The organism is Leptospira jelokensis (genome assembly GCF_004769635.1).
Lineage (GTDB): Bacteria > Spirochaetota > Leptospiria > Leptospirales > Leptospiraceae > Leptospira_A > Leptospira_A jelokensis.
Map to the genome: position 1 here is coordinate 25,839 of NZ_RQGH01000033.1, position 22,994 is coordinate 48,832.

At 39.2% G+C, this 22,994-nt stretch carries 22 protein-coding genes; 11 read left to right on the forward strand and 11 right to left on the reverse strand.

What is annotated here, in order from left to right:
- The first annotated feature begins 40 nt into the window (after positions 1 to 40).
- Positions 41 to 505: a GyrI-like domain-containing protein gene (locus EHQ62_RS15600; protein WP_135644540.1), complete on the forward strand. Its 465-nt coding sequence runs from the start codon at positions 41 to 43 to the stop codon at positions 503 to 505.
- A 3-nt stretch (positions 506 to 508) separates the two neighbouring features.
- On the opposite strand, the gene EHQ62_RS15605 is transcribed toward EHQ62_RS15600, so the two are convergent.
- Genes EHQ62_RS15605 through EHQ62_RS15615 form a run of 3 tightly spaced genes read right to left on the reverse strand, consistent with a single transcriptional unit; the run spans position 509 to position 3,503 of the window.
- Positions 509 to 931, reverse strand: a complete 423-nt coding sequence (locus EHQ62_RS15605; RefSeq protein ID WP_135644542.1) for a hypothetical protein — start codon at positions 929 to 931, stop codon at positions 509 to 511.
- A gap of 2 nt (positions 932 to 933) precedes the next feature.
- Positions 934 to 1,698, reverse strand: coding sequence for a PrsW family glutamic-type intramembrane protease (locus EHQ62_RS15610; RefSeq protein WP_135644544.1), 765 nt, complete (start codon positions 1,696 to 1,698; stop codon positions 934 to 936).
- Entirely contained in the window at positions 1,695 to 3,503 is a 1,809-nt protein-coding gene (locus tag EHQ62_RS15615) for an energy transducer TonB family protein (protein WP_135644546.1), read from the reverse strand. The genes EHQ62_RS15610 and EHQ62_RS15615 overlap by 4 nt, the downstream gene beginning before the upstream one ends.
- Positions 3,504 to 3,566: 63 nt before the next feature.
- On the opposite strand from EHQ62_RS15615, the gene EHQ62_RS15620 reads away from it, so the two are divergent.
- Positions 3,567 to 4,967: a glycine--tRNA ligase gene (locus EHQ62_RS15620; protein ID WP_167482889.1), complete on the forward strand. Its 1,401-nt coding sequence runs from the start codon at positions 3,567 to 3,569 to the stop codon at positions 4,965 to 4,967.
- On the forward strand, positions 4,968 to 5,441 hold the full coding sequence (locus EHQ62_RS15625) for a GNAT family N-acetyltransferase (protein WP_135644550.1): 474 nt from the start codon (positions 4,968 to 4,970) through the stop codon (positions 5,439 to 5,441). It abuts the gene before it with no gap.
- Between the two features lie 72 nt (positions 5,442 to 5,513).
- Here EHQ62_RS15625 and EHQ62_RS15630 read toward each other — a convergent pair whose 3' ends face one another.
- Positions 5,514 to 7,202: a TPM domain-containing protein gene (locus EHQ62_RS15630; RefSeq protein ID WP_135644552.1), complete on the reverse strand. Its 1,689-nt coding sequence runs from the start codon at positions 7,200 to 7,202 to the stop codon at positions 5,514 to 5,516.
- 30 nt (positions 7,203 to 7,232) lie between these two features.
- Positions 7,233 to 7,934 (reverse strand): TetR/AcrR family transcriptional regulator, encoded by a 702-nt coding sequence (locus EHQ62_RS15635; protein WP_135644554.1) that lies wholly within the window; start codon positions 7,932 to 7,934, stop codon positions 7,233 to 7,235.
- Positions 7,935 to 8,201: 267 nt separating this feature from the next.
- Here EHQ62_RS15635 and EHQ62_RS15640 point away from each other — a divergent pair, with 267 nt between their 5' ends.
- From EHQ62_RS15640 to EHQ62_RS15655, 4 genes are all read left to right on the forward strand, one after another.
- On the forward strand, positions 8,202 to 9,131 hold the full coding sequence (locus EHQ62_RS15640) for an esterase/lipase family protein (RefSeq protein WP_135644556.1): 930 nt from the start codon (positions 8,202 to 8,204) through the stop codon (positions 9,129 to 9,131).
- A gap of 95 nt (positions 9,132 to 9,226) precedes the next feature.
- The gene (locus EHQ62_RS15645) at positions 9,227 to 10,276 is read left to right on the forward strand and encodes a lipase secretion chaperone (RefSeq protein WP_135644558.1); all 1,050 of its coding nucleotides are present in this window, start codon (positions 9,227 to 9,229) and stop codon (positions 10,274 to 10,276) included.
- A complete protein-coding gene (gene lnt / locus EHQ62_RS15650) occupies positions 10,245 to 11,867 on the forward strand; it encodes an apolipoprotein N-acyltransferase (protein ID WP_135644560.1) in 1,623 nt (540 codons plus the stop codon). The genes EHQ62_RS15645 and lnt overlap by 32 nt, the downstream gene beginning before the upstream one ends.
- Positions 11,868 to 11,892: 25 nt before the next feature.
- Complete coding sequence (locus EHQ62_RS15655; protein ID WP_015676730.1) at positions 11,893 to 12,189, forward strand: hypothetical protein; 297 nt, start codon at positions 11,893 to 11,895, stop codon at positions 12,187 to 12,189.
- 124 nt (positions 12,190 to 12,313) lie between these two features.
- Here EHQ62_RS15655 and EHQ62_RS15660 read toward each other — a convergent pair whose 3' ends face one another.
- Entirely contained in the window at positions 12,314 to 14,314 is a 2,001-nt protein-coding gene (locus EHQ62_RS15660) for a helicase (protein WP_135644562.1), read from the reverse strand.
- Positions 14,315 to 14,429: 115 nt separating this feature from the next.
- Here EHQ62_RS15660 and EHQ62_RS15665 point away from each other — a divergent pair, with 115 nt between their 5' ends.
- From EHQ62_RS15665 to EHQ62_RS15680, 4 genes are read left to right on the forward strand one after another with little or no spacing between them, the layout of a single operon-like run.
- On the forward strand, positions 14,430 to 15,734 hold the full coding sequence (locus EHQ62_RS15665) for an ABC1 kinase family protein (protein ID WP_135644564.1): 1,305 nt from the start codon (positions 14,430 to 14,432) through the stop codon (positions 15,732 to 15,734).
- Positions 15,731 to 15,964: a FeoA family protein gene (locus EHQ62_RS15670; protein ID WP_135644566.1), complete on the forward strand. Its 234-nt coding sequence runs from the start codon at positions 15,731 to 15,733 to the stop codon at positions 15,962 to 15,964. Before EHQ62_RS15665 ends, EHQ62_RS15670 begins: the two co-directional genes overlap by 4 nt.
- A 2-nt stretch (positions 15,965 to 15,966) precedes the next feature.
- The gene (feoB, locus tag EHQ62_RS15675) at positions 15,967 to 18,039 is read left to right on the forward strand and encodes a ferrous iron transport protein B (protein ID WP_135644568.1); all 2,073 of its coding nucleotides are present in this window, start codon (positions 15,967 to 15,969) and stop codon (positions 18,037 to 18,039) included.
- Positions 18,040 to 18,069: 30 nt separating this feature from the next.
- Positions 18,070 to 19,062: an N-acetylneuraminate synthase family protein gene (locus EHQ62_RS15680; protein ID WP_135644570.1), complete on the forward strand. Its 993-nt coding sequence runs from the start codon at positions 18,070 to 18,072 to the stop codon at positions 19,060 to 19,062.
- Between the two features lie 13 nt (positions 19,063 to 19,075).
- Here EHQ62_RS15680 and EHQ62_RS15685 read toward each other — a convergent pair whose 3' ends face one another.
- The 5 genes from EHQ62_RS15685 to EHQ62_RS15705 all read right to left on the reverse strand — a co-directional run bounded on the left by EHQ62_RS15685 (position 19,076) and on the right by EHQ62_RS15705 (position 22,986).
- Complete coding sequence (locus EHQ62_RS15685; protein ID WP_135644572.1) at positions 19,076 to 20,308, reverse strand: vitamin K epoxide reductase/DsbA family protein; 1,233 nt, start codon at positions 20,306 to 20,308, stop codon at positions 19,076 to 19,078.
- Positions 20,309 to 20,311: 3 nt separating this feature from the next.
- Positions 20,312 to 21,055 (reverse strand): 1-(5-phosphoribosyl)-5-[(5-phosphoribosylamino)methylideneamino]imidazole-4-carboxamide isomerase, encoded by a 744-nt coding sequence (gene hisA / locus EHQ62_RS15690; RefSeq protein ID WP_135644574.1) that lies wholly within the window; start codon positions 21,053 to 21,055, stop codon positions 20,312 to 20,314.
- A complete protein-coding gene (gene hisH / locus EHQ62_RS15695; RefSeq protein WP_135644576.1) occupies positions 21,055 to 21,681 on the reverse strand; it encodes an imidazole glycerol phosphate synthase subunit HisH in 627 nt (208 codons plus the stop codon). Before hisH ends, hisA begins: the two co-directional genes overlap by 1 nt.
- Positions 21,678 to 22,259 (reverse strand): imidazoleglycerol-phosphate dehydratase HisB, encoded by a 582-nt coding sequence (hisB, locus tag EHQ62_RS15700; protein ID WP_051125309.1) that lies wholly within the window; start codon positions 22,257 to 22,259, stop codon positions 21,678 to 21,680. The genes hisH and hisB overlap by 4 nt, the downstream gene beginning before the upstream one ends.
- 259 nt (positions 22,260 to 22,518) lie before the next feature.
- Positions 22,519 to 22,986 (reverse strand): LIC11177 family protein, encoded by a 468-nt coding sequence (locus EHQ62_RS15705; RefSeq protein ID WP_135644578.1) that lies wholly within the window; start codon positions 22,984 to 22,986, stop codon positions 22,519 to 22,521.
- Positions 22,987 to 22,994 lie beyond the last annotated feature (8 nt).

Here is a 22,994-nt window from a genome sequence, read left to right on the forward strand (position 1 = left end):
AAAAGATTGCTTTTTTTAGGAAAAATGAAAATCTTTCTGTATGGCGGAATTGGCAGAACCACTTGTGCAAACAGAAAGTTTTTCGGTAATGGGGCTTCGAGTGAGGACTTCGAACGCACCTGGTGATGCTGATGTCAAAATCCCTTCCATTTATTCAAAATTCTACAAAGACGACATACCTAAGAAAATGGAATCACTTAGGAAATTTGATCCTCTTTTTGCAGTGTATTCTTCCTATGAATCCGATGAAAATGGAGCGTACGACTTCTTGTTAGGTTATGCAGTAGAACCAAATGCAAAACCACTACCTGGAATGGAAATTTTCCACATCCAACCACAAAACGGGCGTTACTTTGCCATCCAACCAGGGCCACCAGAAGAAGTGGTTCCTAAATTTTGGGCCGAAATATGGAATCACCCTGAAATTCCAAAAATCAGAACCTTCCAAACCGATTGGGAAGAATATTCGGAAGCCGGGATCAGAGTCTTTTTATCAACTCATTAAGATTTAGCTGTTCGTTGGAATTTCTCCAATTTTAGTTTCTACGCAAGAGGATGTTTTACCGGAACTTCCCTGTTCAATGGTTTTGTATTTGTTTTTCTCAACATTCACCATCTTCACTTTGATAAAGTCCCCAATAAAATCTGAAATATCTGGATCATTCGTTTCAAGCAATGTGACTGTATAAGAACAAGGACCTGTCCAAACAATTTTTTCTTTGATGAATAGAGAATTGTATTCCTGTACTTGGTAGGTAGGGAATCGTTTGAAACGCGAATTATGACCCGATTCACATCGATTATCAAAAATCCCAGTTCGGAAATAGGAACATTTGCTGTTCGATGGTTTTACTGGATTGGATTGGTATGTTTGGATCGAAAAAATAGAACCGAGGAAAAGAAAAACAACGATGGATATCCATTTTTTCATATTCAATCAATCCCAATAGGTTGGCTTAGATTTAGATTCGGAATATTTTTTTTACCCACAACATAAACTCGCCAATCCGTTACGACCCAAACCCAAATGCCTACAAACATGGCTGTGGAAATCCAAAGTCCGATGGTAGCGCCAGGGATCAGTAAAAAATCAACCACTCCATGTTGCAAAACTGCCAAAACGAAACCAAAAATGATGGTGGATGTTTTCGCATTCATATTCAATTTTTCATTACTCTTTAAAACAAAAAGGGAAAAACACAAATTGATTAACAAATGGATATTTGATGAATGAATGGTCCTTGCGATAAAAAGATTTAATTTTTTTTCATCAGGCTCACGGAAAATATAATGTGTATTTTCAATAAAAGAAAATCCCATTGCCACGAAACCACCAAATAACACTACATTAGGTGAAAACTTTTTTTCTTTTCGATCATAACCAAAAAGGAAGGAAAGGAACATAATGAAAAATATTTTGAATGTTTCTTCCGTGATTCCTGCTTGGATAAATGCCAAATGAGCCGTTTGTGTGAGTAAACTATCTTTCTTTTTAGGTGAAAAATCTGTTTCGGGCCAAAGGATAGGATGGAGTCTTAAGATCAAATCAGTAGAAAGCCATCCAAATACTAAGGCTAGAAGGATACCGACAACTTCTTGCCATCCTTTTTTTGGTTTGTAGGCTTTCCAAATCACGACTGCCCATGGAAGTACAGTAGCGGCCCCAATCAAATAATCAAAGGTTCCCATTTCTTTCATTCAGGTATCTCTTCCATATAACGGCCGTCAAATAAGTTGATCATTTCTTTTTGTAAGGGGGTAGGAACAAATTCAGGATCAATGGGACCGTTCCAAAATAATTCCGTGACTCTAATGTCGTTTTTTGTGCCAGGAGGTGGCATGAGTGGACCTAAACTTTCAACGAGTTGTAAGGTTCTTAAATCTTGGTCCGGATAATCAGAAGCTTCCACAAGTTCAACATCAATCACATCTCCATCTTGTGTGATGGTATATGCAACAACGCTTGAATACGGATGGGGAGCTTTTGCCCAATAGTCCATATAACTTTCGGGGATTCGCATTTTGGCTGATATATAATTCGAGTAAGTTGGTGGTACTTTTTTTCCTCGGATTTTTTTAATGGTTCCTTTGACAGGTCCATTATCGGCCACCTTTTCATTGGAGATTTTTTCACCTTTCTCTTTATTCTCTGTTTCGTTTCCTGTAATGACACCACCATTCAAACCTTGGGTATCATCGGGGACATTGGGATCGATGAAATAGAATTCCATTTTCTCGGGACGGAAGTGGTCATTTTTCTGCGCCGACTGTTCCTTTTTTTTGCCTCGTTGCAAACTGATAGGAATGAGAAATACCAAACAGAGTAAAACCAAATGGAATAATAAAGATAATGGTAAAACATTACGAAAACCTTTACGTAAACCTGGAGTGAAAAAAGGTTCCACTTCTCCATCTTTGTCTTTTTTGATGCCGAGGTTTTCTAAACTAAATGACTTCTCTAAAATGGATAAAGAATAAACATACAAACCTACGAGCGCCGCAACAGAAAAAACCGCATAAGCAATGTTTTGTGAAGAGATAAAAAAGTTTTTATCAGGAATTCCTGGTTTTAAACCAAACCCGGCAAGGAATTGGATTCCAAAAATTGGACTAATGTAAGAAAACACCCAAACCGCAGAAAATAAGTATAATAAAAGTGTTAAAAATAAAATCGGGAACCCACGCCAATATTCATATACGTAGATATGACCAAACCCAGGCAAAATTTTATCACGGAACTTCGCTTTTTCTTTAATCAGGAGTTCCAAACGCAAAGGAAATTTTCCTTCGGTTTTGACAGCCTGTTTCCAATTTTCTCGAATACGGATTGCTTCCATATAACGTAGATAAGGTTTTGCAACTAAAGAAGGGACTTTATTCCGATTGAAACTAAAAAGCAAAATGCAAACGGATATGGAATAATTAAAAACAAATTGATGGACATCATAAAGTGGTGCTAAAGGTGATAAATTCTTTTGAGGGTTTAAAGACTCTGTAATGAATAAAAAAGCATATTGGATGACAAGGGCAAGAACGAGGACAAGGAGCACTGTATCAAACTTGGAATCACGGATCCGCATTTCCGTACGGAGTTGGGTGTTGGGGAAATCTTTTTGGATGCGGTTAAGTCTTACAGATTCCCGTTTGCGATTCCTTTGCAGGCTATAGATGTAATTGGTTAAGAGCAAAAGAAACGTTACAATCACAAATCCAAACTTCAATCGGAATGAGATCCCATCTTCGGCCAAAAATGCATTGACCATCGCCTCCATTTCCATACTGGACCTGTGCAAAAGTTCCACAGGGTAAAAGAGAATCCAATTTAAGATGTAAACAGCAATGACGGAAAGTGCCCGAAGGCGAAGGCGGAATTCTTTTGGGAAGGCAAAGAGGATACCAAAGGCGAAAAAAGGACCCAAACTGAAAAGGGGTGAAAGCCAAAGGAAAAACGTTAAGGATTTTTTTGCCCAGGGAGAGAGGTATTGAGAATTTGCGGAATCCATTCTTTAGTCTTATCTCAAGGAAAATACTTTGAATTTTCATGGAAAACAAAAAATTTGGCGGATATGGCACAGCCGAAAGAGAAAGAAGAACAGTCGCTCAAACCCATAGTCGCAGTCTCCAAACGAAGAGGCTTTGTTTTCCCAGGGTCCGAAATTTACGGAGGCCTCTCCAATACATTTGACTATGGCCCGAACGGAATTGAAGTTTTGAACAATTTAAAACGACTTTGGTGGGAATACTTTGTCCACCGTCGGGATGATGTTTTGGGACTTGATTCTTCGATTCTACTCCACCCACGTGTTTGGGAAGCGTCTGGCCACATCTCCAACTTCAATGACCCACTGATGGATTGCAAAAAATGCAAAACCCGTGTGAGAGTGGATAAGTTTTTAGAAGATAAGGAAGGCGAAGGCGCCGCTACTGGGAAAAGTTTAGAAGAATTAACAAACACCATCCGAGACAAAGCCTATGCTTGCCCTACCTGCGGAACGGTTGGAAGTTTTACGGATGCCCGCCAATTCAATTTGATGTTCAAAACTTCGCACGGAGCATCAGAAGAAGGTGCCACTGATATCTACCTCCGCCCGGAAACGGCACAAGGGATCTTTATCAATTTTAAAAACGTCACCCAAATTGCTCGCAAAAAAGTTCCCTTTGGAATCGCACAAATTGGAAAATCCTTTCGTAACGAAATCATGGCACGCCAATTCATCTTTCGTACGCGCGAGTTTGAACAAATGGAAATGGAATTTTTCTGCGAACCTGGTACTCAGAAAGAATGGTTTCAGTACTGGGTGAATTACTGCATGGACTGGCTTGTGAATGTAGTGGGTTTAAAAAAAGAAAACTTACGTGTAAGAGAACATGAAAAAGAAGAACTTTCTTTTTACAGTGATTCCACAAGTGATATCGAATACAAATACCCGTTTGGTTGGGGTGAACTTTGGGGTGTGGCATCAAGGACAGATTATGACCTCACCCAACACGAAAAATTTTCCTCTGAAGATTTGAAGTACCATGACCTAGACCAAAAGAAAAAATACCTTCCTTATGTAGTGGAACCAGCGCTTGGACTGAATCGACTGTTCCTTGCGGTGTTATGTGATGCGTATGAAGAAGAGAAATTAGAAAAAGACGACATTCGTACCGTATTACGTTTTGGGAAACGGGTGAGTCCGATGAAGGTGGCGATTTTCCCACTCATGAAAAAAGACGGACTCGATGCCAAAGCCAAAGAAATTTATTCAGACCTAAGAAACCATTGGTATGTGGATTATGATGAGAGTGGTGCGATTGGAAAACGGTACCGCCGCCACGATGAAATTGGGACCCCATTTTGTATCACTGTGGACTATGACACAATGAGTGATGGGACTGTCACCATCCGTGAAAGAGATTCCATGAAACAAGAAAGGATCCCCGTCGCAGAACTCAAATCTTACCTCATCCAAAGAATGGTTTAGTTGGTCCGCGATTTACTAGAATCTGATAGAAACCAAACCATCGAACTTGTGAACCAGTTTTTCCGAAAGGTAAACGAACTCGAGTTAGATGGTTTGTTTCGAATCCGACCACGGGCTGCAACCAAATTCACCGATATCTATTTCAAACTGATTGGCACTGGGAAAGTGTACATGCGTGGGTATTTTATAGAAGAGGAACTTGTCTCTCTCGTGATCGGAAGGATCGAAGAAAAACCACATCTCGAAGAAGAAAGAAGCCTCTTCATTGACCTAGCCGTGACCAAACTCGGCAAAAAGAAAAAAGGGTATATGTCAGAACTTTTAAAAGACGTAGACGAGTGGTGTTTGGAAAAAAACATCCCTTCCATCGAACTGCGAGCCATCCTAAAAAACGAAGAAGCCATTCAATTTTGGAACAAATCTAGTTTTGAACCTTTTTACATCCGATACCGCAAACGCGTAGCGGGAACATAAACGAAATGGAACCCAAGGGAAGTCACTTCCCAAGGCCAGTAACAGAAAATTACTTTCTTCGTCTCCGATTGCCTACCAACTTCCGGAACTCCCTCCACCTCCAAAACTTCCCCCTCCCCCACCGGAACTAGAATTCGAACTTCCGCTATAGGAACTAGAAGAACTTCGATAACTCGAAGAGGAAGAGCTTGAACCTGATGAATAGGAAGAATAAGAACTTCCATCACTTTCTTCCCAAACCGTATAAAAGAAATGGAAGAGTAGTATGATAAAATAGGAAAAAACGAAGGTTGAAATTGAAAAAAGAGAGTGATCCTTATAACCAAGGATCTCTTCGATGGAAAAACCAAATGTCCAAACAAGGGATACCAATCCATACTTAAACACCCTTGTTTTCCAAGATTTCACTTGGATGGATTTTGCCAGAACATAACCTAACACCAAACAAAGAAACCATCGGAAAGAATGAAAGAGGTTATCGTAATCCATTGGCGGAGATGAATTTTCATCCGTTGGCAGGTAAAAATAAATGAGTGCCACTACCGTGAACCAAACCAAAAATGCGATGCCATAGCGAATTACATGTTTTTGGAATACTGAAATGGAAAACCCATAAATGGTAAAAAGGATCAAACCTTGGTAATACAATATGTAAAAGAGACGTTCCTCGTTCCAAAACGATTGGATGGAAAACCATAAACTAAAGGTGGCAATGGTATGGAAAAAAAGTTCACTTGCAGTGAATCCTAATTTTTTGGCAAAGGTTTTGTATCTTTCCTTTAAAACATCGTCTAACGAAAGCTTAATGACAACTAAAATACCACCAATGATCCCAATCACCCAAAGAAGGACAATCCAATCTGCATGGAAACTAAATTGCAAAAATGGAATCCAAAAAAGAAGGGATAGGATGGCAAGAGGATAGGAAAACCATTCCCAAAGGCCATACAATAAGTATAAATTGAGGGCAAGGATACCTAAGCAGAAATAATAAAATACGGCATCGGGAAGGAAATACAATAGTCCCAAGAATACAACGGATCCATACGATACTTCTAACCAAAGTTTTCGTTTGTATGTTTTCCCATCTGTCATAAGGAAAAATCCAATGAGCGCTGCCACAATCACACCGGTAGCAATTGCTATGTTTTTTGCCGTATTTTCATTGGAGATGGCATAACCAATTCCATCGGGATAGTCTGACTGTAAGTTGGGGTTGGAATCTGCTGCCCCCAGGATGACTGATTCAATTGCGGAATACCCGAGTAGGACCCCACTTGGTAAATCTCCTTTTTTGAATTCGGGGATCATGATATTTTTGATGATACGATTGCACAAAACATCGGTTAACGTTTCTTCCAAACCATAACCAACTTCGATTCTCACCTTCCTGTCACCAACAGATAATAAAACAAGCACACCATTGTCCCTTCCTTTCTGGCCAATTTTAGAAAGTTCCGCTACTTGAAAGGAATATGCCTCTAACGATTCTCCCTCCAAACTTTGGATGATATAAAGGAATACTTGTGCTCCCGTTTTTTGTTCAATCCCGGAGATAATGGACTGCAAGTTCGTGATTTCATCAGCACCTAAAATCCCCACTTCATCAGTGATGGGTGTTGTGAGTACCTTTGTTTCCCTGGATTCTACTTTTGTTGCAAAGAGAGTCAAAACCAAAAGCAGGGTAATGATAGATTGAAGTGAAGTTTTCAGATCCAAACGCATAGGGCAAAACAATACCAAAGTTTTCTTTTTTGGCAAGTAGAGTTTTCCCTTGGGCCTCGAGTCTTTTTATGTTTTGACTAACCTTACCATCCGAAAAATGGGTCCCATTACATTTTTAAATAAAGGGAAATTGGAAAGTTTGATGAGTTTAAAAGTGAGGTCCAGAGAATCATGGATCATCAGTTTTGTATGATGATATGATTTTGAGTGATCCGTTAACCAATAAAATAAAATTCCCATCTGTTGCATCCACAATAGGTCTGGTAAAACTTTACTCAAGTCTTCCCGAAGTTTGGAATTCGAAGTGGCCATGGCTTGTCGGATGATTCCAACTGCTTCCTCGCGTAACCCTTCACTCTCTTTGCTAAATGGAGATAAAGGATCATTTGGATCCCCAGCTTGCCTTGCTAACACTTGTAAGAACTTTTTATGACCAGAAAAAAGTTCCAATTGGGTTGTGATGGTATACTTAAATCGAGTTTTAAAATCTTTTGTGGTTTTGAAATAGGATTCGCAAAGTCTCTTTAATTCTTTTTGTGAGCCTTTATAATACTCTAATACTAAATCTTCTTTCGAGTGAAAGTGGTAGTAGGTAAGACCAAGAGATAGTTTTGATTCTTTTGCGATCTTACGCATCGTTGTCTTTTCGTATCCATCCTTTTGGAAAAGTGCCATTGCTGTACGATAAATCTTTTGTTTGGTCTCTTCCCTTTTGGGAATTTGTTTCAAACCCTTTGTTTTGGTTTGGCTTTTCAAAGTCTGTGGCATCTTTCATTCCCTTTCGATTAAAAAAACAGATGAGTTTCCAAATCCGATGTGTTTTCAAATTTTTGAACACGTTCAAATATCTCACTATCCACTCTGTTTTCCAACCAAACTGAGAGCATTCATTGCGATATCCATCATGGTCTTTTTGAACATGTTCAATTATGACATTAATTTGCCATTTTTTTATTTGTCATAAAAAAATTTTCTTGCCTCATATAAGTCAAATTGCCACAATTTTATCTTAGAAAATTCAGAGGTGAAATATTTATGATTCGAAAAAGTCTATTGGCCTTTTTTGTAACTGCCATGATGGCAACCCCAGTTCTTGCGAGTTCTGGTTCTTCTTCTAAACCACTTGCGGGAACCTACCCGATCATTCTATCCCATGGTCTATTCGGTTGGGGCGAAAATTCTGGCGGAATCATTAGTATTGTGAATTACTGGGGTGGGACGGACGACTACCTCCGAAGCCAAGGTGCCACTGTTTATGCTCCTGCCAAAACGGCTGCCAACTCCAACGAAGTACGTGCACAAGAACTCAAAGCTGCCATCCTAACCTATGCAGCCGCAACCAATTACTCGGGAAAATTCCATATCCTTGGCCACTCCCAAGGTGGTCTCGATAGCCGTTATATGGTATCGAACTTAGGATTGTCCACTCGCGTTGCCACTCTCACCACGCTCAATACCCCTCACTACGGATCTCCGATTGCTGACATCATCAAAACAGTTCTGCCAGGTTGGATCCAACCGTTTGTGGCAAGCATTGTGGAAACACTTGTTAAGATTGTGTATGGTGGAACCAACCAACAAAATGCACTGGCGGCACTTTCTTCCCTAACAAAAGAAGGTTTGTCTTCCTTTAACTCTTACACACCAAATCGTTCTGGAGTGAAGTATTATTCCTACGGCTCGTACATCACCATCCCAGATTTGATCCAACACCCTCTTATGGGAATTTTACACCCTGCTTGCGCTGCCGGTGGTCTTTTCCAAGGACAAGGGGCAACGAATGATGGCCTCGTTCCTCTTTCTTCTCAAAAATGGGGAACATGGAAAGGTGGTCCTTCTTACGGAATTTTAACAACAGGTGTAGACCACCTTCAAGTTTCGAACACACTTCGTTCTGGAAGTTTCTGGTATGATGTGGAAGGATTTTATATGAACATGGCTTCTAATATGAAGGCGAACCAATAATCTACTTCTGAAGATTTTTTTAGAAAACCCAAGCAATCGCTTGGGTTTTTTTGTTTCCAGAAAGAATTTGTCTCTTTTACTACACTACAATCTCCATGAATGCAAAATACCTTCGACCACTCAGTATCGGTCTCATCGTTCTTATTTTCCTATTTGGGATGTACCATTTCACAAAGTCCAATGAGTTTGGTTCCCCAAGTGAGGAGAATCCAAATGACAAAGCGGAATCTTTTTTTCGAACGCAAAGTGATGGGTTTTCTGTGGATCCCTTTTATTTAGAATCAGCAAAATCTATCTTTTCACCCGATGGTCAATTTTTACGTTTTGATGAAATCATCGCCAAAGCAAAGTCAGGTGAACTAAATCTCATCTCTGAATTATGGAATTTAAGGCGTCAATGCCCAGAAGGTAGCACACGCGAACAATGCCACGAATACATCAAAGCGTTTATCCAAAACGAGTATTCTGGAGAGGATGCTAAAAAACTTTTGAACTTACTTACAAATTATTTGAAGTATGAAGAAGCAATGGTTCAACTTGATCCAAGTTCCAAGTCTTATACAAATGCTGAAAGATATGAACAAATCAAACAACTCCGAAGGAAGTATTTTTCAAAAGATGATGCTGAACTTATTTTTGGATTGGAAGAAGCAACTGCAGATTTTAGTTTCAATAGAAAAAATTTTTTGGATGAAACCAAAAACCTAAAAGCAGACGAACGAATTCGTTTGTATGAAGACTATCGAAAAAAATCCTTTGGCCCTTATTACAATGCAATTGTCAACAGGGAACCACAGTATGATAAATTTGAAACTGAGATGGACCTTAGACAAATCGAACTTTCAAAACTCTCAAGTTCAGATAGAGAAACAAAGGAAAGAGAGGTGCGCATTCGTTACTTTGGAAAAGATGGAAACGAACGAATGGAAAAGGTCTTAAAAGAAATCAGAGAAGAAGAAGAAAAAATCACCAAACTCGAAGTAGAAGAATCTAATTATCTCAAAAACAATCCCAATCTTTCCGATTCTGAAAAAGAAAAAAAATTGATGGAACTTCGTATCAAAACATTAGGCAGTAAAGAACTTGCAGAAGAATACACAAGAAGATTGGAGTATGAAAAAACACTTAAAAATTCCGGGAATTAGTTCTCCATTCGCGTATCTTCTATTCGCTGCGATTTTTTTTGCATTCTCATTAGAACCCTTTGGATTTGCCACCTCTGGGTTTTTGTGTTTATTTTTTATATTACTCGTTACAAAAGAGATCATTAGGGAAAAAAAGTTTCTCCAAACAATTTTATACACAATTGTATTTTCGTTTTTTGTTACCTGTACTTCTTTTTATTGGATGGGGAACGCAATCCAAAACATCACCGGACATGGAATCCTAGTTTCAACCTTACTCTTTATACTGTATGGATTTTTTTCCTTTTATAAAATAGGAACCATATTCATCGGAACGTATCTCATCTCCAAATACCGTTTGGTCACCGATACAAAATTTTATTTATTCATTTTCCCATCTCTCTTCCTCATTTCTGATTGGCTCTGTCCAATGGTGTTCCCTGTCTATTGGGGAGATCTCTTTCGCAACCAAATCCTTTGGCGTCAAATCGCCAGGTTTGGAGTAGAAGTCTTGGGTTTTGTTTCCATCCTCTCAGTGGCTTTGCTTTACCTTTTGGTCCACAAAAGAGTAAGTGATGGGAAACAATCGTTTTTGTATTTGGCACCCATCTTTTTTATTTTTTGTGCCAATCTCTATTTTTTGGCTGAAACCATCCCTTCCCCTACCTCACTTCACTTAGCTTTGGTCCAACCGAATACACCCTATGCGAAAAATGAAATCCGGGAAGACTTTGGATTCATGACGAAGGCCATACAAGATGTGTATAACCTCGCAGAAGAAGCCATTCGCAATGCTCCCAAACCCATTGATGCCTTGGTTTTACCAGAATCATCCATTCCATTTTTAGGTACCCTTACATCCGACCATCCTCGGTCTACCTATAGCAAAAGTTTTGTGGAGATCACGGAAACACTTGTCGAACGATCAAATTCCCCACTTCTTTTCAATGAACTTGTTTGGGATGGAGGTTCCAGAAATTCATTTAGCATATTAAAACCCATCACCTTACAAACTGATAGGCGGTACAAACACATCCTATTGCCGTTCGGAGAATACCTCCCCTTTGAATCTGAATTCCCTTACCTACGAACCATCTTCCCCGAGGCAAGCCAACACATCCCAAATGGAGAATTTTTATCTCATTCCCTATCATCCAAAGAAGGACACTCGGTAGTTTTCACTCCTCTGATTTGTTACGAAGTATTGTATCCCGAATTTCTGAGAAGAATGGTAAACGAGTCCCCGTCAGAGCTCATCATCAACCTCACGAATGATTCTTGGTTTGAAAGTGTAACCGAAACCAAACAACATGCAGGAGCTGGCAGATTAAGAGCGATTGAAACTGGTAGGCCATACATTCGGTCTGCAGTTTCCGGTATGACAACGGCATACGATCCTTGGGGGCGAGAGATGATGGGTGAACTTCCTATCTTTCAAAAGGCAATTGGGTACCTGGATGTGATGACAGTTCCCAAAGAAAGGAAAACAAGTTATTTGTCCATAGGACCCTATCCATGGAGGATATTGGCTCTTTTTCTCTTATTTTTCGCATTTTTCACGAGTCCTAGAGCTCTAGACTCACATAAAAAGAAAAATGAAATTGAAATTTAGCATAGGATAGAAAGGCTATTCGAATATGGAATGGGAAAAAATACTTCGCGATGCAGTAAAAGAAAACTCGATTAAGGAGTTGTATCTGAGAAAGGTACCATCACTTAAGACTTGCGAAGATTGGAATAAAGTTGTAGAAGTGGGAACTGTTGACCACAAAACCAAATATGCATACTACAAGGGTGGGCTTGTGAAATACGGAGAACGATTGTTCTTTGTCACACAAGAAAGATTGGATGCGGTTTCCCCATTTCGGAAATGGGATTTTAAAAGCAAAATCAAAGTCACCGATCCAGAACTCACGGTTGGCGAAAAAAAATAATCATTTCGTTGCATAGCCCCCTCGCTTAAAGCAGGAAAGCATAAAAAAGACCAACAAAAGTTGGTCTTTTTTTTTTAAATGGATCTGATTTAGAACGAATCTACCAGGAGATTTGTTTTTGGAGCTAACGATTCAAACGGATGATCATATTGAGTTTTTCGGCAATGGCAATCACTTCCATCACTTTTGACTTTTCAATGATGATACCCGTTGGGCTCACTTCTTCTAACACAAACTTTTTCCCTTTGATCTGACCAAGAAGCAGTTCCATCACTTGGGAGTCTTTGGTTCTGAGGAGAACAGAATCTTCCGTAATGGTCACAATTGGTAAATTGTTCCCCCAATCATCGAGCAAAAAGAGTAAGTTTTGGGCAAGTTCCGCCTTGGAAGACTCTCTTAAGAAATGAATGAAAGTTTCTTTGTCATACCCAAGTAAAATTCCCAATTGGAAACTGTCCTTTGTGAGTAAAAAGGTATACACTCGATCATAATCTTTGAGTTCACAAAACGCCTTGAGTAAATGGATCCCATGTAACGAAACACGATCCGGGAATGCGATGATGGAAAAGTCTGGGTTGATGGTAATCCCACCTTTTTCCGTCACAGTCACAAGTGGTTCGTGGTTGAAGTAATGGAGTCCAAGCTCCGATAAACTCAAATTTCTTTGAGGGTATTCCACTTCAATGAGACCAAAGAGTTGTAAGTAAAAAATTGCAGAGATGATTTCTTTTCGAAGGTCTGCCAAATCCTCTTCATAGGTTTTGATTTGGAAGGTAGGAGCAAACACCAAATGGTCACGGATGATGTGAGAAAAAATCACAGAAGTGTTGATTTTACCATGTGCCATGATGAGTTTTACTGTTTTGTCCAAAATTCCTTTTTCATAAAATGGAACTTCTGTTGCAGTGAAAACTTCTGGAGGGTTTAGCCTACGAGTCCTTGCTTCATTCACTTCGTGAATCACAAGTTTCATGATTTCAAAAATATCTTTTTTGAGAAAATCATCCGTTTCTTGGATGAGAATTACATTTTCTCCCTTGATGTCTACATAGCCTAACAGCTTTAAGATGGGAAGAATGAGTTCAATTTGATAAACCTGGCTTTTTTCAGGGAAAATTTCAATATCTGGAGATAATAGTTCCGTTTCCGTTCTTTTATGATCTGCCTGTTTGATTTTTCCTGACTTCGCAAGGTTCAATCCTTTTCTGGAAATATAAGAAATCAGTTTTTTAACGTTTAAGAAAAAATCGAGGCCGTTCGCAGAAATTTTTTCCTGACGAACACGAGTTCCTTTTTTGACAGGTGGTAAAATCGGTGAAAACTGTAGATGGTCGAGAATTTCTTTTGGGATGACAATCACACGAATGAATTTGTCTTCCACATAATACAAATCACGCACCAAATGAAGCGCTGTTAGGTGAGGGATTGTTTGTTCAAACTTCCCACGATTGACTGTGATATAATTACGGATTGTATCAGCTTCAATCACTCCACCATGGATGTAAATTTGGTGTAAAACATCTTTATCGAAGTCAGAAAGATCATCGATTATCTTTTGTAAGAACTCTGCACTAAGTGCATGTTTTAAAAAGGTATCAATGTGTTCCCCTTTTTTGACACCAACTGCTTCTTTCCACTCTTCTGGAAGTTCCGCAAGTGTAGCCTTGTGAAGGGATTTTTCAATGGAATACTTAAACTTTTCACCCTTAGGGTTTGTTTCTACTTTGATGAGTTTTTGGTATTCATCATAGGTATGGTATTTATCTAAATTATTAGTAAGGCGTTCGCGGTTTTTTCTTTGGTATAAAAGATAATACTTTCGAAGGACGTTTAACTCCATCTCCACGTTGATTGGTGGGATGTTGACCTTTCTCGAAATTTCTCCGAGTGTCATCACCCCTTTGTTCTTCAAGATGGAGGTGAGGATATTGACTTGCAGTGGAGTGAACTTTTCCAAAACACCTTTGAGGTAAAATTCGTTTTGGAAGATCTCCATGAGACCCAAAATGGTCGATTTTTTGTCCTTTCCTGGGATCTTTTGGATGTTCCAAAGATTTGCGATTTTTTTGATCTCGTTGAGATCGAGTTTCTCTAACTCTTGGTACAGGACAGTTTCTTGGCTCATGGGTGCGATTTGATAAGTTTTTGGTTGGGACCTATTCCTGCAACTCTATTTCAATTGTAGGTTCGGAGTCCATTTTGTCGTTTCCAAACCCCATTTGCATCGCAAATTAGGGTTTATGGACTCATTTTCCGAGATTGTTTCTTTTGGCCTCCACTCAAGCCTCCGAGTGGCACATTCCAGCTTTGTGTTCTCGACTAGACTTGTTGGAATCCTGGCAAAACTTGCCAAAGCCGAGCCGAACCACAGAGAGATTGCCATCTCCCTAAGAGAAGCCTTTTCCCAATTGGGAGCTACGTACATAAAACTCGGACAATTCATTGCCAGTGCCCCTTCCCTTTTCCCCTTGGAATACGTGGAAGAGATGCAGGCCTGCCTCGATTCCGTAAGGCCAGTCCATTTCCGTGAGATCCGTTCTTCCGTCGAAAGGGAACTTGGTGGAAAACTAGAAACCCTATTCCATAGTTTTGACGAAACACCATTGGCTTCGGCTTCCATTGCGCAAGTCCATGCAGCTGTCACAAAAGAAGGATTGGATGTAGTCGTGAAAGTCCAAAGGCCAGATGTCCACCTAACTTTAAAAACCGATATGCAGATTTTAGGAATCCTCACAAAGGTGTTAGAGATCATTGCCCCTGAGTTTAAAAAATCGGGACTCACCGCTATGTTCCAAGAATTCCAAACCTCTATTTTACAAGAAATTGATTTCATCCAAGAAGCCAAAAACATTGAAGAGTTTGAATCTTATCTTTTAAAAGCAAAGGAAACACGAGCCCGAGTTCCACGTGTGTACCATACACTTTCCACAAAAAAAGTATTAACCATGGAAAGGTTTTACGGAGTTCCCATCACGGATGAAAAAGGATTAAAACAATTTACAGACAACCCAAGAAAGGTTTTGAGTGATGCTCTTGAAATTTGGTTTTCCTCTTTGTCCAACCAAGGTTTTTTCCACGCTGACGTACACGCTGGAAACCTCATGATCCTAAAAGATGGTAGCATTGGTTTTATCGACTTTGGAATCGTTGGCAGGATTTCACCTAAAATTTGGCGAGGTCTTATGTTATTCACACAAGGGATTGGAATCGGCGAACCGACTCTCGTTGCCAAAGGACTGGTTGAAATGGATTCAACCGATAGTGGTGTGAACCCCACTCTTCTTGCCAAAGAATTAGATTCTGTGTTTAACGAATTAGAATCTGTTTATGTGCATTTGACAGAAAACGAAATGTTTGATGAATCCAAGGTGAATCGAATTATGTTCGATATGAAGGAAATTGCCGAAAAAAATGGATTAAAAATCCCAAGGGAATTTGCCCTCCTCATGAAACAAATGTTATACTTCGATAGATATGTAAAATCAATGGCTCCAGAGATCAACTTGTTCCGTGACTCACAAAATTTTGTGATAGGGAAAACATGACCTTACTTGACTTAAGCGAAGGTCAATCCGCAGAAATAGAGTCCATCAATATGGACAAATTGCCGAAACCGATGCTCACGGAACTTTTGGAACTCGGATTTTTTCCTGGTGCTAGGATTTTATTGAAAACCAAATCAGTCGTACTTGGTAAGTTGATATGCACACTCGGTGGGACAACCATCGGCTTACGAATGAAAGACGGAGAAGCGATTTTACTGAAAACCACCTAACAATGAAAGAAAAAAACATTTATCTTGTCGGAAATCCAAACTGTGGTAAAACCACACTATTCAACCAACTCACAGGCCTAACACAAAAAACAGGAAACTTCAGTGGTGTCACTGTCGAAAAAAAAGAAGGTTTTGTTTCACTACCAGATTTTGAATTAAAAATTACCGACTTACCGGGAACCTATGGACTTGGTGGGATTGCAGAAGATAAAAAAATTGCTTACGAAGTATTATTACAAAGAAAAGAAGACGAAGTTGTTATTTATGTTTTGGATGCACTCAATTTAGAACGTGGTTTACAATTTTTATTACAAATCATCGATATGGGAGTGCCTACTCTCGTTGTCCTCACGATGAAGGATGTATTAGAGAAAAAACGAATCCAATTTGATTTAGAAAAACTAAAACAATCCCTTGGTTTACAGATCGTACTTGTGAACGCTAAGTCGGGAGATGGGATCACCGAATTAAAAGCCTTACTGACAAAGGAAAATACATTTCAAAAACAAAAAAGGCTCTGGAAGTGGGAACCAAAAGAAGAATCGTTATTAACTTCATTAAAACAAAAACTAAACATCAATACAAATGAAGCAGAGTTTTTCCTGTCCCAAGCATTGAAATTTTTGAATGGGGATACCCATCTACAAGACAATCGTTACCTAAACCAATTCCCTGAACCAACAAAACTTTTATTAAAAAAAGAACTAACGGCAAAAGAATTTCAATTTGGGTACCAAGAGGAAATGATCCATCGATCAATTCTCATTAAAAAAATCATTTCAGATACCATCAAATATCCGATTTCCAATAAGGGTAGCTTCGGAGAAAAACTGGATTCACTTTTTTTACACCCAGTTCTCGGTTTTCTTTGTTTTTTCTTTTTGATGGGAATCTTATTCCAAAGTTTATTTAGTTTTGCGGAAGTTCCGATGGACTTAATTGAATTTGGAATCACCAACTTACAATCCTTTGTTGCCAGTTATTTACCCGATGGGCCATTTCGATCTTTACTCGTTGAAGGGATACTCGGTGGTGTAGGTAGTGTGATCGTATTTATCCCACAAATTGCCCTACTCTTTTTATTCATTGGGATTTTAGAAGAATCTGGATACTTGGCTCGAGCAAGTTTTTTAACCGACCGATTGATGGGAAAATTTGGCCTCTCAGGAAAATCGTTTATCCCACTTCTTTCTTCTGCTGCCTGTGCAGTGCCTGCCATTCTCGGGACAAGGACCATCGAAAACAAATCTGATCGCTTCACAACGATTATGGTGTCTCCACTGATCATGTGTTCGGCGAGATATCCAGTTTATATTTTAATCGTAGGAACTGTCTTTAGTTACCCACCAATTTTTGGAATTTTTAATGTACAAGGTTTTGTTTTGTTTTCTATGTTTTTTATAGGAATGGCAATGAGTTTTACCTTTGCACTTATCTTTAGAAAAACTGTATTTAAAGAAAATGCTTCTTACTTTGTGATGGAATTGCCCAGATACAATGTTCCTTCCATAAGAAGTTTGTTTTTTACGGTATACGGAAAAGTGAAATCATTTTTGGCATCTGCAGGCCAAATCATTCTTTATATTTCCATTTTGTTATGGTTCCTAAGCCACTTCCCTGCGGAATACAAAAACGATGTTTGGGAAACAAGTCCGATCGAAACTTCATATATCGGTAGATTGGGGAAGGGAATCGAACCTGCGATTGCTCCACTTGGATTTGATTGGAAAATTGGAATTTCCATTCTCACTTCCTTTGCCGCAAGGGAAGTCATGGTTTCCACCTTAGCTGTATTATATGGATCAGAGGAGGAAGGTGAAGAATCAGAATCTCTGAGAGAGACGTTACGGGCTGATAAAAGACCAGATGGATCCCTTGTTTGGACTCCTCTCACTGGGCTCTCACTCCTATTGTTTTTTGCGTTTGCAAGCCAATGTATGTCGACCCTTGCTGTCACAAAAAAGGAAACAGGAAGTTTATTTTGGCCAAGCATCCAATTCCTATATATGACAACACTTGCCATATCTTCTTCCTTTATCGTTTACCAATTGGGAAAAATTTTAGGATTTGTATAATCTGCCGACAATGAAATTTAGAGGTTTACTTTGGATTTTCATATTGGTAACAAAACTTTAACACGTAACTCAGAACCATATTTAGTCGCAGAAATTGGACTGAACCACAACGCTGACCTAGAAATTGGAAAACGTACGATTGAAAAGGCAAAAGAATCGGGCGCACATGCAGTAAAATTCCAAACCTACAGAACAGAAGAGTTCATTGATGCCACAAATCCTGATGTAAAGTTCTTATTCGATATCTTCAAACAATATGAACTAAACGAAAAATTCCACAAAGAGTTCCAAAAAACTGCTTTAGACCTCGGATTAGATTTTTTTTCCACACCACTTTGTGATTCCGCAGTGGATTTACTCTCAAGTCTCAATGTTCCTGTTTTCAAAATTGCTTCTGGGGACATTGTCAACTTATCCTTGTTAAACAAAGTGATCCAAACAAAAAAGCCTATCATCGTATCCACGGGGGCAGCATTACCTGAAGAAGTGATCCGTGCCATTTCCAAATTCCAAAGAGAGAACGTAGAAGTTTGTCTCTTACATTGTGTATCGATGTACCCAACTCCTTTGGGCAAAGTGAACTTAAAGTCCATTCCCTATTATTTGGATACAACAGACTATGTGGTTGGATTTAGTGACCATTCTGATGGGACAATCGCTTCCTCAATTGCCATCGGATTTGGGGCCGTTGTCATTGAAAAACATTTTACCTTGGACCGAAATATGGATGGTCCAGACCATACCATTTCCATGGACCCTGTTTCGTTTAAAAAACTAGCAGAAGATACAAAACAAAGTTTTTTGATGCGCGGTGATTATGGAAAAAACACACATAAAGAAGAAACTAGTGGTTGGTTTTATGGAAGAAGGTCTCTTTACAAACAAGGTGATTCAGTGATGAGTCTAAGGCCTGCTCTTCACACTAAAGAAAAAGCGGTTTTGAATTCTTGGGAATTGGAATTGGTAGGTGATCCTTCCCTATTACCGGAAGGGCCCATCCGATTGGCACCTATCAAAAAATAGGTGCCAATAAGTTTTACATCTTTTGGATGATTTGTTCGAGTAAGGTTTTTAAGAACACAGGGTTTGGTGTTCCACTCTCAATTTTTCTATCATTGATGTAAAGAGAAGGAGTGGATTGGATATTCAACTTCTCAGCTTCATCAATTTCTGCATTCAATTGGTTTTGTGCTTCTTTTGATGCCATACATGTCTTAAGGGAATTGACATTCAATCCAATCAGATTTCCTAAATTGACAACACTTGCGCCGGAATGGGCCACACCTTTTTCTAAGTTATCATACAATCCACGGTACATTGGTTCAAATTTCCCTTGTTTATCGGCACAAATCGCAGCCATCGCAGCAATACAAGACGTCGCTCCAGGTCTCGGTTGTTGCATCAGCCGGTTACAAGAACCATCCAAAGGAAAGTTTTTATACACAACCTTTACCATTCCATCATATTCAGAAAGTACAGTGTGTAAGATATGGCTTGTGTGAAGGCAATGACCACAATTATAATCGGCATACTTGACAATTGTAATGGGTGCATCTTTTTTCCCAATAAAAGGTGAACCTGCGGTGTTGATTCCAAGTGTTGGTTCTTGGAAGTAAACATTGACTTTGGTTTGGATTTCTTTGGAGTCCATTCCTCTTGAAGTAGCAAGGGTATTTGATGATTCACCTTTTACCCACATCTTACTGGAAGCAAAACCGACTGAAAAACTAAAAAAGAAAACAAGGCCGAACGTCGCATAACCTTCTTTAATTGAAGATAAAATGTCTAACTTAGGTTTACCTTCTGTTTTCCATAACAAATAAAGAATCACAAGTAAACTGATCGTCACAATGTAAGTGATAAAACACAATTGGCAAATGGTTCCGATGATCCCAACAGAAATTCCAAATAAAATTAGATCTAAAATAAATCCCAAAACCAAAACGGGAACCAGTAGAGAGATAAGTTTTGAAACTTCGTCTGAGTTTGTACTTTTGTAGATGGTAAAAAAAGTATAGGTTACCAAACCATAAAAACCAAATCCAAGTAATGCAATGGGAACATTTCCAAGAAATGGGATACCGGGAATGGCAGAATAAGAACTTTCTGCTACCTTTAAACAAGAATCTCCACCACCTAATGCGGAACAAGCGGCGCCGGCAACGTTATCTGTCCCAATTCCAAAGTATTCCACTGCCAATAGGAATGAAAAAAGAAGTCCCAAAACTCCTACGACTAACCCACTGATTGCCAAATTTTTACGATTCATCTTCTATTTTTCCCTCTTTTGATTTAGAATCCTGATACTTGTTTTTAGATCCAATTTTCCTTCATAAATGGCTTTTCCTGTGATGGCGCCAAATAATTTTCCATTTGTTTTGTCATACAAATTCACCAAGTCTTCAGTGGAAGAAACACCACCCGAGGCAACAAGTTGTAAGTCTGGAAAACTTTCGAGTAATTCGGTATATGCTAAGGTATTGGGGCCTTCCATCATTCCATCTTTGGATATGTCGGTGAAGATCACGTGCCGAATTCCCATCCCTACCATCGTTTTCAAAAAATCTTTATACAAAATACCAGAATTGGTTTCCCAACCCTTGGTTCTTACGTATCCATTTTTTGCATCCACGCCAATGACGATTCTGTTTTGGCCAAATAAAGAAAGTGCCTTCTCAACAATGTTAGGTTCTTCCACAGCGACTGTTCCTAAAATAAGCCGAGAAACACCAAGTCCATCGTAAAACTTCATATTGTCGATGGTTCGGATTCCACCACCTAACTCAAGTTCTACCGAACATTTCTCTTTGATTTTTTTTATCGTTTTTTCATTTTCTGATTTGCCAGTTTTTGCAGCATTTAAGTCCACAATGTGAATCAATGTGGCCCCTTGCTCTTCAAAGACTTGGATCATTTTTTCTGGAGAAGATGAATAAACAGTTTTTTTGGAATAGTCTCCTTGCAATAGGCGGACTGCTTCGTTATCGAGTAAATCTATGGCTGGTAATACTAACATTAGAGTTCAATAAAGTTTTTTAGGATTCCAAGTCCTAGTTTGTCTGATTTTTCGGGGTGGAACTGGGTTCCAAATACAGTTTCTTTTTCTACCACTGCAGGAAAGGATTCACCATAATAATGGCAGTTCGCAGTAATATCAAGTCTATCAACTCCAACTGGCCTGTAAGAATGGATGAAGTACATAAAAGATTCGTTTGGAATCCCTTTTAGGAGTTTGGTATTCTTTTGTTTGATATCAAAGAGTTTGTTCCAACCCATATGGGGAACTTTTAAATTGGGTTTGCCTTCAAACTTTCTAATTTTACCTCGGATTAGACCAAGGCCCGAGATCGTAGATCCAAGTTTATTTGTTTCATCGGAATCTTCAAATAACACTTGATAGCCGATACAAATACCAAATAAATATTTTTTAGCAGCGACATGTTCTTTGATAAGCGAAGTAAAACCCAATTGATTTAAGTTCTGCATTGCTTTGTCAAAATGCCCATCACCAGGTAAAATAATTTTGTCCGCGTTTTTTACTTGGTTTGGGTCACTTGTGAAAACAAAATCTTCTGTATAAAGTGAAACTGCTTTTAACAAGGAATGGATATTTCCCATTCCAAAATCTAAAACAGCGATCACTCGAGCATTCCCTTGGTGGAAGGGATTTGGTCTTTGGCACTGGTATCAATGGCAATTGCTTGCCTGAGCGCCTTACCAAGTGCTTTAAAAATGGATTCATGGATGTGGTGTCTGTTTTCGCCGTAATGGACCACAACATGCAAATTCATTTTAGCGTTGAGAGCCAGTTTCTGCAAAAACTCTAACGTAAGTTCGGCGTCATAGATTCCAAACTTACCATCGAGTGTTGGCCCGGTGTATTTAAAGTAAAACCTTCCGCCGAGATCCACTGCCACAGTGGTCAAAACTTCGTCCATAGGAAGGGTAAAATTTCCATACCGAAAAATACCCTTTTTGTCTCCCAATTGGTTGTGGATCATTTGGCCAAGGAGGATCGCCGTATCTTCCACTGAGTGGTGGCAATCAATGCCAATGTCACCTCGGAGTTTTAAGTCCATGTCGATGAGGCCATGTTTCGAAATATGAGAGAGCATATGCTCAAAAAACGGGATTTCTGTATCAAAGGAATATACACCACTGCCTCGGAGGTTTAGGTCCAAGCGGATGTCCGTTTCGGATGTTTTTCTGGATTCCACCATATTCCTAAGCATGTTTGGCAGAAAACCCAGGTGTCAAGAGAGAATGTGCGAGAGTTAGGATGCGAAACTCAAAATACCAACCAAATTATACCCAACAAAGACCCAAAAAAAATAAACAACAGCAATCACCATAAATACCAAAATTCGTTTCCAGTGCTCTTTCAAAAAGTTCCCCTCTATAGGGACTAACAATCCAAAGGGGATTCCTTCTCATTTTTTTTAGGGAAATCCTTTTATTTTTTGGGAACCTGGGCCAAGTTCACTTGCCAAACCTTTGGTTGAACATACGAACAAGTTCTGAAATCGAATCTTCCACATACTTAAAGTGTTTGGGTTTCATCGGTTCCAGAGGCATCATATCGTGGATTTTTTTGTACCGGTCAAAGGACTCACGAACATATTCCAAATACTTTTGGCTCGTAATTCCATACCGTTTGAAAATGGACTCGTTTTCAACGAACAGACGTTTGAATTCGTCAGCAAAATTGCCATCATTCAAAAAATAATATCGTAAGTCAGCTTTTGCCTGGGAAAAGGCAATGTCAATATTGGTGATGAACTTAGAAGTTTTGGTTGGTTCCGAGTTCAATTGGCTTTGGGAAGACAATTTGGCTGCCGCTTGCTCAATTGCTTTTTGTTCCGAAATTCGTTTTTCTTTTTCGAATTCTTTTGTCAGTTTTTCCCGTTTCAGGACTTCGTCTACTGAGGACTTTTTATCGTCAGGCATAGTTTCAT